The sequence below is a fragment of the Candidatus Nitrosopumilus sp. genome, from assembly GCF_965262695.1.
GTDB lineage: Archaea > Thermoproteota > Nitrososphaeria > Nitrososphaerales > Nitrosopumilaceae > Nitrosopumilus.
In genome coordinates, this window is the sequence record NZ_OZ253550.1 from 481,241 (window position 1) to 494,508 (window position 13,268).

The following is a 13,268-nucleotide window of genomic DNA, read 5'->3' on the forward strand; positions in this document are numbered from 1 at the left end:
AACTAGCCTCAAAGAAAACGTAAAACTTTAGTTATGATTAGGTGGAGAGTAGTAAAATGAGTAAATTTTCTCAAGAGATCGAAGTTAGTGGTCATTTAATTGACTCTTTGATTTTGACTAAGATCTTTGATAAAATTATGGATTTACAAGGAGAGTTTCAAGTAGAAGAAATCAATATCGGTAAAAGAAAAAAAGATCAATCATATGCTAGACTATTAGTTAAAGGTAAAAATCAAAAACATCTAGATGAGATTTTACAAACAATTTACAGAGAAGGTGCAGTATCCAAAATTCAAAAAGAGATTATTCTAAAAAAATCCCCAAAAAATAATGTAATGCCAGATCAGTTCTACAGCACTACAAACAACCACACTCAAATTTTTCATAAAGGGAAATGGATTCAGGTAGAAAATATGATGATGGATAAGTGTATTGTAGTAAAGGGAAACAGAGCATTTTGTGTTCCGGTAAGAGATGTAAAGAAGGGGGACCAAATCATTGTTGGGGAAGGTGGAGTTAAAATCAATCCTCCTGAAAGGCCAAGAGAAGGTTCTAACGTCTTTGAGTTTATGGGAAGTTCAAGTTCTAGTGAGAGACCAACTCAACATATTGCAAAGAAAGTTGCAGATGACATTTACAATACAAAAAAGAAAGGTGGAAAAATTGTCATTGTTGGAGGTCCAGCAATAGTTCACACTGGAGCTTCAGATGCAGTATCAGAATTAATTAGATCAGGATACATAGATGGTGTTTTAGCTGGTAATGCTCTAGCAGTACACGATATAGAATATGCAACCATAGGTACATCATTGGGAATGAATGTTCATGATGCAACATTGGCATATCATGGCCATAGAAATCACATGGATGCTATCAATTCTGTCTTCAAGGCTGGTTCTATTGCAAACATGGTAAAAACAAAAAAACTCACCAAAGGAATCATGTATGAATGTGTAAAAAATAAAGTTCCATTTGTGTTGGCAGGCTCTATCCGAGATGATGGTCCATTACCAGATGTAATTACTGATGTTGCCCAAGCTCAAAGAGAATACAAAAAAGTTCTAAAAGATGCAAAGATGGTGATTATGATTTCAACTATGCTTCACTCTATTGCGACAGGAAATATGTTACCTGCAAATGTCAAAGTGATTGTTGTAGATATCAATCAGCCAACAGTTACAAAACTTATGGATAGGGGCACCTGGCAAGCATTAGGAATTGTTTCAGATGTGGGAGCATTCTTACCAATGGTCGCACAGCAAATTAGAAAAAAGAAGTAATTTAGGTACAAAATTTCTAATTGTAATAAAACTTGCTATTTTTTCATATGAAGGAATGGTACGCGTGTTTTAAATGAAAAAATGACTAATAATCATTGTTGAAAAAGACAATACGGACCATACTCTTGTTTGGGATTTTTTCAATGATTCTAATTCCAGTATCCGATAAAGTGTTTGCAGAAACTACACTAGCAGATTTTGTAGATCCGAATAAAGGTCAACAATATTATTTGGACAGATATTACAATGAACCAACATACAAATCATGGTTTGATAGAAATTATCCTGGAATTACAATAGAAGAAGCAGTGGGAATTAACAATGAAGATTCAATGATAGATTCAATTCTCAAAAAAGAACTCATACAAGAAGCAGATGCAACACTAGTTCATCAAGAACCAATAGAAACAAACAATTCTGAAATGGCACATATGGCACTAGCAATTGGAGGGTTAGGAATACTCTTTGGAGCAGTATATGGGGTAAAAAGAAAAGTAAATGACAATACAAGACAAATTTCAATTAACAAAGAGACTATCAAAAATAAAATTATCAAACCAATTACAAGAACAAATCCTTTAGAAATTCTTCAAATCAGATTGGCAAAAGGAGAGATAACAATAGAAGAGTTTGAAACACTAGAAAAGAAATTAAAATCTTAATTTGGAATCTTTACGTTATTTTTCAACAACACTAATTCATCAACTGCATCTTTTTTGAGCACACCAAAGAATTTTTCAATCATGTCTAATCCAGATACTATTTTTGGGGCATTTTTAGTCACAAATTCTGTTCTTTCTGAATGAGTTTTGGGCTTGTTTTCCTGATAGCTTTGGTAAACCGCGGCACCATCATAATCAACATATGCAATTCTTGCACTAAAGTCCGTTCTTTCAAGAACCAGACTATCTCCACCAACTATTGCAGTATGATATGGATGTACAATGAATGCTTCAGATAGTTTTTGTGAAGTTGTAATTTTTGCTTTCTGTAATTCAGGAGCATATGCATTAAAATCAGCTAACAAGTAAAATGTCGCTTCGGGTCTTGTCGATTTAATTCCATCAATTGAAGTTAATCGATGATAAGTGTATTCTCCCATTATCTTATGGATATTTCTCGTGATTTCAAAATACTCATCCATTTCATGACTAATCTCAAATCCAGGAATTGCTGCATGTTGGATAGGGGTTGATACCGCAGTGTATTCTGTTGCGAGAATTTTTTTGAATTGAGCTCTAAGATCAGTTGCATGTTGTGGGAAAATTACATATCCTAAACGATATCCACCTGCAGCATGGGATTTTGATAATCCGTTTGTGACAAATGTTCCTTCAGGGTAAATTTTCCCCATACTGGTGAATTTTTCAAAATCATAAGTTGTCTGTGCATAAATTTCATCTGAAATTACAGTTATGTTTAATTCTCTACAGACATCTGCAATCTCTTCAAGTTCTAAACGATTGTAAAGTAATCCTGTTGGGTTATGAGGATTATTTAATATCAAAATTTTCTGTCTGTCTTGTAATCTTAATGCAAGACGTTTAAGATCATTTGGTGCAATTTTCTTATTTGCACGTGTTGGCAACATATGATAATTTTTCTTTAAAAATCTAATTTGTGGAAGATATCCTAACCATGCAGGAGTAGGTAAAATTACTGTTCCATGTAAAATTTCTAAAAGATTAAAAATTAGTTCTTTTGTTCCAGGTCCAACATAGATTCTATCAGGAGAAACATCCATTCCAAAATAGTGTTTGTTATATTTTGAAATTGCATTTCTTAATTCAGGAATACCAGGTACTGCTGCATATTCGCCCTTGTTCACGTTTTTGATTAATGCCTCTTGGATTAGTCTAGGCACAGGAAATGGGGATTGTCCAAATGCAAATCCATAGAAACCAAATCCACACTCAGGATGAGTACAATCTGAATGAAATTCCTGCAAAAATGTGTTTAATTTGAGATTTTCAGGCATCTCAATGTCTTCAACTTGTTGATCAACTACAAATTTCAATGCTCAGTATCAGCCATTTTGATTATTACATAAAACGTGAAATAGAAAGTATCAAAAAGTTAGTAAATGTTAACCAATTTTTGGAACTTCATCTAAAATTTGAGGATTTTCCAACGAGGATAAATCACCCAATTCTTTTCCCAATAATTTTGATTTTAACAGTCGTCTCATAATCTTTCCAGTTCTAGTCTTTGGTAAATCAGTTAGTTGGAAAACAAATTTTGGTTTTGCAACTTTGCCAATTTTTTCACTAATAAAATTAGATACAGTAGATTCCAAATTAGAATCATTTTTGTTATCTGCAACAAAGAATACAACAATTGCCTCACCAGTCAAATTATCAGGAATTGCAATAGATGCAGCATCAGAAATCTTTTCATGAGAAATTACAGTATGCTCAATTTCAGCAGTACTCATTCTATGACCTGAGACATTTATCACATCATCTGTTCTTCCACGCATATACCAAAGATCATCTTCATCAACAAATACATAATCACCATGAAACCAAATATTTTCAAATCTAGACCAATAGGTTTCAATAAATCGTTCATGATCATTTAACAATCCCCGAGTCATTCCAGGCCAAGGGGCTTTTATTATCAGATAACCATTTTCATTTTTGATAGAATTACCATCATCATCAACAACATCAAGATTCATTCCAGGTACAGGTATTCCAACAGTAGAGGGTTTTAGTTTCATTCCAGGAAAAACAGACAGCATTGCACCCCCAATTTCAGTTCCTCCAGACAAATTCATTATTGGGATTTTTTTGTTTCCAACTTTTTCAAATAACCACCACCAAGAATCTTCATCAAGGGGTTCACCAGTAGTTGGAATGTTTTTAATTTTATCAAGTGAAAAATTCTTCAGAGGTTCTTCATTATTCTTTTTGAACAATCTTGTAGCAGTAGGAGAAATTCCAAATATTGTTGCATCGTATTCTGACAAAATTGTCCATACCCTATCAGACCTTGGGTAATCCAACGCTCCATCATAGATTACAGAGCTTGCACCCATGATTAACAAGCCATAGACATTCCAGACAAGACCCGTTATCCATCCAATATCCGCAGGCCAAAATAGTACATCTTGTGCCTGTAAATCAATCAAATATGCTGCCTGATGCCCAGCAAATACAGAAAATCCCCCATGAACATGTACAACTCCTTTGGGTTTTCCAGTGGTACCTGAAGTATACAAAATAAAGAGAGGATCTTCAGAATCCATTATCTCAGTAGGGCAATCAGAATTTTGAGATTCTGTCAATTCATCATAAAATACAATGTTTTCAGATTTTTCATACTTGTCTACTCCTTTGTATTTTACAATGATTGTTTTTTCTACTCTGGTTTGCTGAATTGCTTTTTCCATTGTATCTTTTTGAGATATAGATTTACCTTTTCTCAAAAAACCATCAGAAACAAAAAGAACTTTGGCATTGCAATCTTGTAATCTAACATGAAGTGATTCAGTACTATAACCTGAAAAAATTACAGTTTGTATTGCACCGATTTTTGCAGATGCTAAAATTGCTAAAATTGCCTCTTCAATCATGGGAAGGTAAATTGCTACAACATCTCCTTTTCTGACACCCAATGATTTTAGTCCAGTAGCAAGTTTTGAAACTCTATCATCTAATTGTGCATAAGATAGTTTAGAAGTTATTCCATCTTCAGAAACAAAGTGATATGCTATTTTATTTGGAGTAAGTTTTACAAATTTTTCAACTGTGGATTTGTAGATGTTTGTTTTACCATTAACAAACCATTTTGATTGTGCAATTCCTTTTGATAAATCTAATGTTTGAGAGTATGGAGAATCCCAAACAATTCCAATATCCTTGTCAACTTCACTCCAAAACCATTCTAATTCATTTTTTGCTTTATTAGATAATTCAGATAGTGATGACAATCCATGTTTTTTCATAAAACGAAAAATGTTAGATTTTTCAACTTGGTTTTGTGTTGGAACAAATTCAAAATTAGACAATATTCAATTTTTAAAATCAGATAGACTGTAAAAAGATTTTAGATTACGATATGTCAATTCCAAGACGTCGGGCACATGCAATTGCTGCCTTTCCATGTTCTTCATCAATTCCTGCTTTTTGAAATTCTTCTGTTCGTTTTGTACCTGAAAATGTTGTGTTTTCATGATAATATTCTCTTAAAATTACGCCTATTTGATCATCTAATCTCTTACGAGTCACCTCATTCATGCCTGCTTGAAGTATTGTGGCATCAGATGTTGCTAGAATTTTGATAAATTCTATGTCCTCAAGTGTGAGTTCAGGCATGTTTACTCTATCTGTTTTTTTAACAAATCCAGGGTAAGTTTAGGATCTGCCTTTCCTTTTGTTTTTTGCATAACTTTACCTACAAGATAGTTAATTGTTTGAGGATTAGATTTTGCTTGCTCTACTGCTTGAGGTTCCTCAGAGATTACATCTTTGATAATTGTGAGCAATTCTGATTCATCAGAAACATTCCCCAAATCCAAATCAGACATTACTTGAGATAATACTTTACCAGTTTTTACAATTTCATATAATGCATTTTTTGCAGAATTTCTGGAAATTTTTCCTGTTTGTATAGCATCAGCCAAATCTCGTAAATGAGTTGCAGTAATTTTTGAGGATTCACGTTTTTCTCTAGTATCCACTAATCCCATTAAATCAGTTGTAATGATGTTTGCAATCTCTTTTGCATTTGATTCAGTATGAGAATCTTCAAACAAATCTGAATAAAACTTGTCTGAAGACAAAACATCTGCAACTTGATTTGGAATATTATATTTTGAAACATATCTTTCTTTTTTGGAGATAATACTTTCAGGCATTTCAGATTTTAGGTTTTCTTGAATTGTAGGATCAATTGTAACCCAGGGAATATCTCCTTCTAAGAAATAACGATAGTCTAATGCTTCTTCTTTAGAACGAGAAGATATTGTTATCTTTCTTTTATCATCCCAATGTCGAGTCTCTTGTGCAATTTCTATATCACGTGAATGTAGACTCTCTTGTCTTGTAATTTCAAAATGAACTGCCTTTTCTAAATCATGAAATGAGCCAATATTTTTTATCTCAACTTTCTTTCCACCTTCAATTGAGACATTTGCATCTGCCCTCATTGCACCTTCCAAACTAGGATCAGATACCCCCAGATTCTCTAGCAAATCAGATAAAATGTTAAGGAATTCTCGTACTTGTTTTGGGTTCTCAAAGTCAGGTTCTGTCACAATTTCAACTAGTGGTGTGCCTGCACGATTGTAATCAACAAGTGTAATTTGGTTTTTTGACGAACTTCCCTCATAAATCAGCCTTCCAGGGTCTTCTTCAAGTTGGATTCTGGTAATTCGGATTTCTTTATCCCCGACCATAATAGATCCAGGACCGCCTACGCTGGTATCCCCATAGATGTTTAGTTGAGTAATTTGGAAGTTTTTTGGCAAATCTGGGTAAAAGTAATTTTTTCTAAAAAATGCAATTTTCTCAGGAGTAGAACAATTTAGAGCCATTGCAATCATTGTTGCTTTTTTTACTGCTTCTTGATTTAATCTGGGCAAACTTCCTGGTAATCCCATACATACAGGACAGATATTTTCATTGATTTCAAATTGACGATAATTTGCTTTGCATGAACAAAATAACTTACTTTCAAGGTTTGTCAATTGACAGTGAATCTCTAAACCCATCTTAGTCAAAGTGGTACCTCCGGTAATTTCACAGTATTCTCTAATGCATGTGCTGCTTGAAGCAATAATTTATCGTTCATTGAATCAGATAACAATTGCATTCCAATTGGTAATCCATGTGAAACAGCAAATGGAACAGAGATTGCAGGTTTTCCAGTAAGATTTGCAGTAACAGTGTTTATGTCTACTAGGAATAATGCAACAGGATCATCAATCTTTTCTCCAATCTTAAATGGTAAAATAGGAACTGTTGGAGCAACTAACAAATCATATTTTTTAAATGCTTCATTGACTTCTTTGGTAAGTTTACTTTTTACTTTGAGTGCTTTGAGGAAATATTTTCCAGCATGCCCCGCAGATGGAACAAATCCACCAATAATCATTCTTCTTGTTACTTCAGGTCCAAAATTCTTTCTTGCTTTTTGAATGTAAGAATTAAACTCGTATCCTTCAACAGGAAAATCATAGCCATATCTCAAGTTATCATATCTTGCAAGATTGCTTCCAGCTTCTGTTGCAGTAATGGTGTAATATGCTGCAACAGAATATTTGACCATATCAAGTGAGATTTCTTCACATATTGCACCAAGGCCTTCAAGTTTTGAAATGGCATCTTTTGTTGCTGAAAGTACTGCAGGGTCTGTGCCTTCAGCCATCATCTCTTTGATTATGCCTATTTTCTTGCCTTCAATACCCACTTCTATGCCTGAAAGATAGTCTTCATTTTTGTTATCTACAGTAGTATTGTCATTAGGATCAAGTCCCGTAATCATGTTTAGCAAAAAGGCAGTATCTTTTACAGTTCTAGTTACAGGTCCAATCTGTTCAATACTATTTGCATAAGAGATGAGGCCATATCTGCTAATCAAACCATACGTTGGTTTGTAACCAACTGCTGAACAAAAACTTGCAGGGTTTCTAACAGAACCCCCAGTGTCAGAACCTAATGATGCTATACACTCAAATGCGCTTACAGAAACAGCACTGCCTCCAGAAGAACCACCAGGAATATAATCAACATTCCATGGATTTTTGCTTGGTCCAAATGCACTAAATTCAGTTGTCAATCCCATTGCAAATTCATCCATGTTTGCTTTTCCAATAAAAATTGCATCCTGTTCTTTGAGTTTTGAAATTACTGTTGCATCATATGGGGCAACAAAATTTTCAAGCATCTTTGATGCACATGTTGTTTTACTGTTTTTGATACACATGTTGTCTTTGATTGATATTGGCATTCCAAAACAAGCACCAACTTTTTGGCCAGATTTAATTTTCTTATCAATCTCTCTTGCTTGATTAACTGCATCATCATTAACAGACAAAAAGGCATGTAGTTTTTCATCAACATTGTGAATTCTCTCTAAAGTTGCCGCAGTGAAATCTTCAGCAGAAATATTTCCATTTTGTACTTCTTGTACATAATCTAGAGCAGAGATTTTGAGATTCATTATGACATCTTGGGGGCTCTAACATAGGTTCCTTTGTAGTGATTTAGTTTTTCAATTAGTTTTTCATCAAATGGAATGTGTTTATCCTCACGTAAAGCAGTAATAGGAATTTCCTGCATGGATATTTCTTCATCTTCAACTCCAGCAGAATCTAAAATATCAAAATAATCAATCATAGCATGGACCTTGTCGACATACTCTTTATGGTCATCTACCTCAATTTTCATTAATTTTGCAACTTTCTCAATCTCTTCTTCTGTAACCATCTTACTACACCTATGGTGTTAGTCTATCAACATCTCTTGGATAAAATGTTACATCACGTATGTTTTCTGTGCCTGTAAGAGCCATAATCAGCCTCTCAAGACCAATACCACATCCAGCATGAGGAGGAACACCATAATCAAATGCACCAAGATGGTATTCAAATGCATCAGTGTTCATGCCTTTGTTTTTCATTCGTTCAGCTAACTCATCACGTTTTTCAATTCTTGTACTTCCAGAAGATAATTCCAAATCACCAAACATCAAATCAAATGATTCAGAAATTTTTGGATTAGATTTACTATCCTTAACATAGAATGGTTTTGGAGCCAAAGGCCAATCTTTGATAAAGTAAAATCCTTCAAGACCAATTTTTTTAAGATTAGATGGATACAAGTCATCTCCCCATTCAGTTTTTGCGCCAGCCTTTTGCATCTTGTCTACTAAATCATCATAAGAGTATTGAGGGATAGTTTCAGGGACTTCAGGGATTACAAATTCGGTATCATGATTATCTTTTGCATATTCTTGTACAGTTTTAATTGAAACTTTGATAATTTCTTCAATACGACTCATGACGTCATTGTAATCTACAAATGCTTCTTCCAAATCAATTGAGATTGCTTCAGCAAGATGACGATTAGTTCTTGAAGGTTCTGCTCTAAAGATTGGTGCAATCTCAAAGACTTTTTCAAAACTCATTGTGAGTTGCTCTTTGTACAATTGGGGACTTTGAGCTAGAAATGCTTCTTTGTTGTAATAAAATATTGGAAACAATGCAGCTCCACCTTCAGTAGCAGTTGCTATCATTTTTGGAGTGTTAATTTCAACAAAGTTTTGATCATTAAAGTAACTACGAATTGATTTTAGAACTAGACTTCTAGTATTGAAGATATGTTGCAGTACTTTTCGTCTAAGATCAATTGGCCTTACCTCTAATCTAGTATCAATATTTTTGACAGTCTTGGCAATAGGCTCAAAGGGAGGAATTTTTTCAACCTCAGAAAATACTCGAAGTTCAGTTGGAACAATCTCATATCCACTTGGGGCTTTCTCAGAGGATTTTACATTTCCAGTGATTGCAATTGAAGAGTGTGCTTTAAGAGATGAAATTTTTTCTCTAATTTCATCAGGACAATCGCCCTTTTTTGCAACAATTGAGACATCCCCATTTTTGTCCCTAATTGTAGCAAAACTGATGTTGCCATGTCCTCTAATTGTCAAAACCCATCCCATAACAGTAACCTGTGTTCCATCCATAGAGGAGTTGATTTCATCAGAATAGTGAGATCTACGTAAAGTTCCTAATTCAGTTTCTATCATAATTTACTGTACTCCATATTTCATGGTGTAATTAATTTTTATACAAAATAGTGGACTATTGCATTAATTTTCATAATGCTTATAGCCAGTAGCAATTCCACACCAAAATAAGATGGACGTTCTAATTGGAGTGGTTATCGCATTTATCATAATCGTTGCCGGATATGTAGGATATCATGCATCCCAACAAGAACCAGAAGTAGGAGGACATGACATTTCACTAAAATTAGACGTACTTGGTGAAGATGTCAAAAATATTCAACCCCTCAAACAAGTAATCATAAAATCAATATCTTGATCTCAAGATAAAATTTAGATTAAATTACCAGTGATTTTCATAATTTTCATGGCTCTAACAGACAAAGAAAAGATAGTTGCAGTGATCTCAAATGGAATAGCTGTGTTTTCTTTGTTGCAAGAAAGAGAAGAACTTCCAAAAAATACAACCATGTATGATTTTGTTTTAAAAGTAATTCCAGAAGATCTTAAACCCGAACTCAGTGTAGAGTTGATAGATGAAGTATTCCAATATGTCACATCCGCACATAGTTCATAAAGTACAAAATTATAGGTTAGGCATAGAATGACCTCGATTGCAACATTAGGTTCTCATTGTTCACTGCAGGTTCTAAAAGGTGCAAAAGATGAGGGATTAAAAACAATTCTAGTATGTGAGAAGAAAAGAGAGAAGCTTTACCGTAGATTTCCATTTATTGATGAATTAATCATAGTAGACAAATTCAAAGAAGTTCTTGATGAGAAATGTCAATCAACCTTAGCACAAAATAATGCAGTATTGATTCCACATGGAACATTAATTGCACAAATGAGTTCTGAAGAAATTGAGTCAATCAAGACCCCAATCTTTGGAAACAAATGGATTCTAAGATGGGAATCAGACAGAGAAATGAAAGAAAAGCTCATGAGAGAAGCAACCCTTCCAATGCCAAAACCAGTTACAAAGCCAAGTGAGATTGAAAAATTATCAATTGTAAAAAGACAGGGAGCTGCAGGAGGTAAGGGTTACTTTATGGCGGCAAATGAAGAAGATTACAATACAAAAAGAAATCAGCTTGTTTCAGAAGGAATCATTTCTAAAGATGAAACATTATACATTCAAGAATATGCTGCAGGAGTTTTAGCTTACTTGACATTTTTCTATTCTCCATTAAAAGAAGAATTGGAGTTCTATGGGGTTGACCAAAGACATGAATCAGACATTGAAGGATTGGGAAGAATTCCTGCAGAGCAGCAATTAAAATCAGACAAAGTACCATCATTCAATGTTATAGGGAATAGTCCACTAGTTTTACGAGAATCATTATTGGATGAAGTGTATACAATGGGTGAAAATTTTGTTGAAGCTGCAAAAAGAGTTGTAGCACCTGGAATGAACGGTCCGTTTTGTATAGAAGGAGTCTATGATGAGAATGCAAAATTCACATCATTTGAATTTTCAGCTAGAATTGTTGCAGGTTCAAACATCTACATGGATGGTTCTCCATATTACTCTCTATTATTCAATGAAACCATGAGTATGGGGAAAAGAATTGCAAGAGAAATAAAGACTGCTACAGAATCAAATCAATTAGATAAAGTTACAACATAAAATCAATTATTTTTTGCAGTAACTTCCATTCCGTGCTGAGATTTTATGATGTATTTGTCTCTAATTTTGACACTAACCCAATCAATTACCAATACTACTGCCAAAACTACTAGCATAAAGACAGCCGCCTTTCCATACTCAAAGAATTTGATGTAATTAATAATGTAGAAACCAATTCCACCCGCACCTACTAATCCAAGGATGCTAGTTTGACGTACATTGTAATCAAACATGTAAAGCATCTGACTTAGCAAATGAGAAGCTGATTCAGGAATTACAACGTATCTGATTAATTGCCATTTTGATACACCAATAGAACTTACAGCATCCATAGGATCAGAGTCAATTGTCTCTATTGATTCATACTGTAATTTTGCAACAAAACCTATTGTATACATGATAATTGCGAGAACACCTGCAAAGGGGCCCAATCCGACCATTATTACAAACAGAATTGCCCATAGAATCGAAGGGAATGTACGGATGGCAGCCAATAATGCACGAATTGGTGCATAAACATACTTGCTGTTGAGGTTTCTTGCAGCAAACATACTCAGCGGTAATGCAATTGCAACACCAACTATCGTTCCAATAAATGCCATCTGAATTGTTTCAAGCATTGCCCAAAGAGCAGTTGGAATATACTTTGGTTCAACTAAAAGCATCTCTTCAGCTACAATTCCAAGATTAGGTAATCCTTGAATAAAGTCAATAGGGTTTGCCTCTACATTGTATGATGCTACAACCAATAATGCAATAATAATTCCAATCAGAATGTTATTTTTTGGCGTCATCAGCATACATCTCCATAATTTCTTCTGTAGTCATATCACCAGTCTGAAAATCAACAATAGTTTCACCTTCGACACCAATCTCAAGAATTTTTTGTCCTTCCTTAATTACTGCAACACGATTTGCATATTCTAAAGCAAGTTGCATGTCATGATGAACCATAATTGCAGTAAGATTCATCCTTTTTTGAGCATCTGCAATCAAATCCATAATTTCACGAGCAGTTACATGATCTAGTTCTGAAACAATTTCATCAGCAAGCAATATTGTCGGATGTTGCATCAATGCTCTAGCAATTGCAACTCTTCGCTTTTCACCACCGCTTAACATGTATGCCTTTCTATCTTCTTTTCCAGACAGACCAACTTGAGAAATTATTTTTTTAGCTTCAGTAATTTCATTTTCAGGGAATTTTTTGAAAAGAGATTGAATTTTTCCTAATCTTGGTAAAGCACCAATGAGAATATTTTCAAGAACGGTACTGTTTTTTACTAATCCAAGATTTTGAGGAATGTAACCAATAGTGTGCATCATCTTTTTGAATTTTTTATTATTCATGTTTGGAGTTACGTAATCAATTTTGATTGTTCCTTTACTAGGAATCATCATACCGTTCATTAATTTGAGCAAAGTAGATTTTCCTGAGCCAGATTGCCCAACTATGGCATAATTAGTTCCTCTGTCAATAGACAGATTGATTCCATCTAGTGCAAAATTTTTGGAATCATATGATGTCCAAACATCATTCATTTGGATAATTTTCTTTGTAGCAATTGAAGAAAAAGAAGGGTTTGCGGTCATCTGAATTTGTTTCATTTTTCAGAATTCCTGTT

14 protein-coding genes are annotated in these 13,268 nt (G+C 34.1%); 5 read left to right on the top strand and 9 right to left on the bottom strand.

Translation table 11 applies throughout. The features are described from left to right. Positions 1-56: 56 nt before the first annotated feature. Both ACQY2P_RS03090 and ACQY2P_RS03095 read left to right on the top strand, forming a co-directional pair. A complete protein-coding gene (locus ACQY2P_RS03090) occupies positions 57-1,280 on the top strand; it encodes a TIGR00300 family protein (RefSeq protein WP_428326944.1) in 1,224 nt (407 codons plus the stop codon). A gap of 143 nt (positions 1,281-1,423) precedes the next feature. Beyond that, on the top strand, positions 1,424-1,942 hold the full coding sequence (locus ACQY2P_RS03095; RefSeq protein ID WP_428326945.1) for a hypothetical protein: 519 nt from the start codon (positions 1,424-1,426) through the stop codon (positions 1,940-1,942). On the opposite strand, the gene ACQY2P_RS03100 is transcribed toward ACQY2P_RS03095, so the two are convergent. The 7 genes from ACQY2P_RS03100 to aspS form a co-directional block, all read right to left on the bottom strand. After that, positions 1,939-3,297 carry a pyridoxal phosphate-dependent aminotransferase gene (locus ACQY2P_RS03100; protein ID WP_428326946.1) on the bottom strand — a complete coding sequence of 453 codons (1,359 nt, stop codon included), beginning with the start codon at positions 3,295-3,297 and terminating at the stop codon, positions 1,939-1,941. The two genes, ACQY2P_RS03095 and ACQY2P_RS03100, sit on opposite strands and share 4 nt — an antisense overlap. Before the next feature lie 69 nt (positions 3,298-3,366). Then, positions 3,367-5,292, bottom strand: coding sequence for an AMP-binding protein (locus ACQY2P_RS03105; protein WP_428326947.1), 1,926 nt, complete (start codon positions 5,290-5,292; stop codon positions 3,367-3,369). Between the two features lie 43 nt (positions 5,293-5,335). Beyond that, on the bottom strand, positions 5,336-5,599 hold the full coding sequence (locus ACQY2P_RS03110) for a hypothetical protein (protein WP_428326948.1): 264 nt from the start codon (positions 5,597-5,599) through the stop codon (positions 5,336-5,338). 2 nt (positions 5,600-5,601) lie between these two features. Then, positions 5,602-7,005: an Asp-tRNA(Asn)/Glu-tRNA(Gln) amidotransferase subunit GatB gene (gene gatB, locus ACQY2P_RS03115; protein WP_428326949.1), complete on the bottom strand. Its 1,404-nt coding sequence runs from the start codon at positions 7,003-7,005 to the stop codon at positions 5,602-5,604. Then, complete coding sequence (gene gatA, locus ACQY2P_RS03120) at positions 7,002-8,447, bottom strand: Asp-tRNA(Asn)/Glu-tRNA(Gln) amidotransferase subunit GatA (protein ID WP_428326950.1); 1,446 nt, start codon at positions 8,445-8,447, stop codon at positions 7,002-7,004. Before gatA ends, gatB begins: the two co-directional genes overlap by 4 nt. Continuing rightward, the gene (locus ACQY2P_RS03125; RefSeq protein WP_012215253.1) at positions 8,447-8,713 is read right to left on the bottom strand and encodes an Asp-tRNA(Asn)/Glu-tRNA(Gln) amidotransferase subunit GatC; all 267 of its coding nucleotides are present in this window, start codon (positions 8,711-8,713) and stop codon (positions 8,447-8,449) included. Before ACQY2P_RS03125 ends, gatA begins: the two co-directional genes overlap by 1 nt. A 10-nt stretch (positions 8,714-8,723) precedes the next feature. After that, positions 8,724-10,034 (bottom strand): aspartate--tRNA(Asn) ligase, encoded by a 1,311-nt coding sequence (gene aspS / locus ACQY2P_RS03130; protein ID WP_428326951.1) that lies wholly within the window; start codon positions 10,032-10,034, stop codon positions 8,724-8,726. A 112-nt stretch (positions 10,035-10,146) separates the two neighbouring features. Between aspS and ACQY2P_RS03135 the strand changes: the two genes are divergently transcribed. Genes ACQY2P_RS03135 through ACQY2P_RS03145 form a run of 3 tightly spaced genes read left to right on the top strand, consistent with a single transcriptional unit; the run spans position 10,147 to position 11,643 of the window. After that, positions 10,147-10,332, top strand: a complete 186-nt coding sequence (locus ACQY2P_RS03135) for a hypothetical protein (RefSeq protein WP_428326952.1) — start codon at positions 10,147-10,149, stop codon at positions 10,330-10,332. 48 nt (positions 10,333-10,380) lie between these two features. Further along, positions 10,381-10,590, top strand: coding sequence for a hypothetical protein (locus tag ACQY2P_RS03140; RefSeq protein WP_428326953.1), 210 nt, complete (start codon positions 10,381-10,383; stop codon positions 10,588-10,590). 27 nt (positions 10,591-10,617) lie between these two features. Continuing rightward, complete coding sequence (locus tag ACQY2P_RS03145; protein ID WP_428326954.1) at positions 10,618-11,643, top strand: DUF1297 domain-containing protein; 1,026 nt, start codon at positions 10,618-10,620, stop codon at positions 11,641-11,643. Positions 11,644-11,645: 2 nt separating this feature from the next. Here the strand turns inward: ACQY2P_RS03145 and phnE are convergent, their stop codons facing one another. Together phnE and ACQY2P_RS03155 are read right to left on the bottom strand one after the other, a co-directional pair. After that, positions 11,646-12,437 (bottom strand): phosphonate ABC transporter, permease protein PhnE, encoded by a 792-nt coding sequence (phnE, locus tag ACQY2P_RS03150; RefSeq protein WP_428324170.1) that lies wholly within the window; start codon positions 12,435-12,437, stop codon positions 11,646-11,648. After that, a complete protein-coding gene (locus ACQY2P_RS03155; RefSeq protein ID WP_428326955.1) occupies positions 12,421-13,251 on the bottom strand; it encodes a phosphonate ABC transporter ATP-binding protein in 831 nt (276 codons plus the stop codon). The genes phnE and ACQY2P_RS03155 overlap by 17 nt, the downstream gene beginning before the upstream one ends. Positions 13,252-13,268: the final 17 nt, after the last annotated feature.

Coding starts and splice junctions, on each gene's coding strand:
- ACQY2P_RS03090 (WP_428326944.1), top strand. CDS start 57: ATGAGTAAATTTTCTCAAGAGATCGAAGTTAGTGGTCATTTAATTGAC.
- ACQY2P_RS03095 (WP_428326945.1), top strand. CDS start 1,424: ATGATTCTAATTCCAGTATCCGATAAAGTGTTTGCAGAAACTACACTA.
- ACQY2P_RS03110 (WP_428326948.1), bottom strand. CDS start 5,599: ATGCCTGAACTCACACTTGAGGACATAGAATTTATCAAAATTCTAGCA.
- gatA (WP_428326950.1), bottom strand. CDS start 8,447: ATGAATCTCAAAATCTCTGCTCTAGATTATGTACAAGAAGTACAAAAT.
- ACQY2P_RS03125 (WP_012215253.1), bottom strand. CDS start 8,713: ATGGTTACAGAAGAAGAGATTGAGAAAGTTGCAAAATTAATGAAAATT.
- aspS (WP_428326951.1), bottom strand. CDS start 10,034: ATGATAGAAACTGAATTAGGAACTTTACGTAGATCTCACTATTCTGAT.
- ACQY2P_RS03135 (WP_428326952.1), top strand. CDS start 10,147: ATGGACGTTCTAATTGGAGTGGTTATCGCATTTATCATAATCGTTGCC.
- ACQY2P_RS03140 (WP_428326953.1), top strand. CDS start 10,381: ATGGCTCTAACAGACAAAGAAAAGATAGTTGCAGTGATCTCAAATGGA.
- ACQY2P_RS03145 (WP_428326954.1), top strand. CDS start 10,618: ATGACCTCGATTGCAACATTAGGTTCTCATTGTTCACTGCAGGTTCTA.
- phnE (WP_428324170.1), bottom strand. CDS start 12,437: ATGACGCCAAAAAATAACATTCTGATTGGAATTATTATTGCATTATTG.
- ACQY2P_RS03155 (WP_428326955.1), bottom strand. CDS start 13,251: ATGAAACAAATTCAGATGACCGCAAACCCTTCTTTTTCTTCAATTGCT.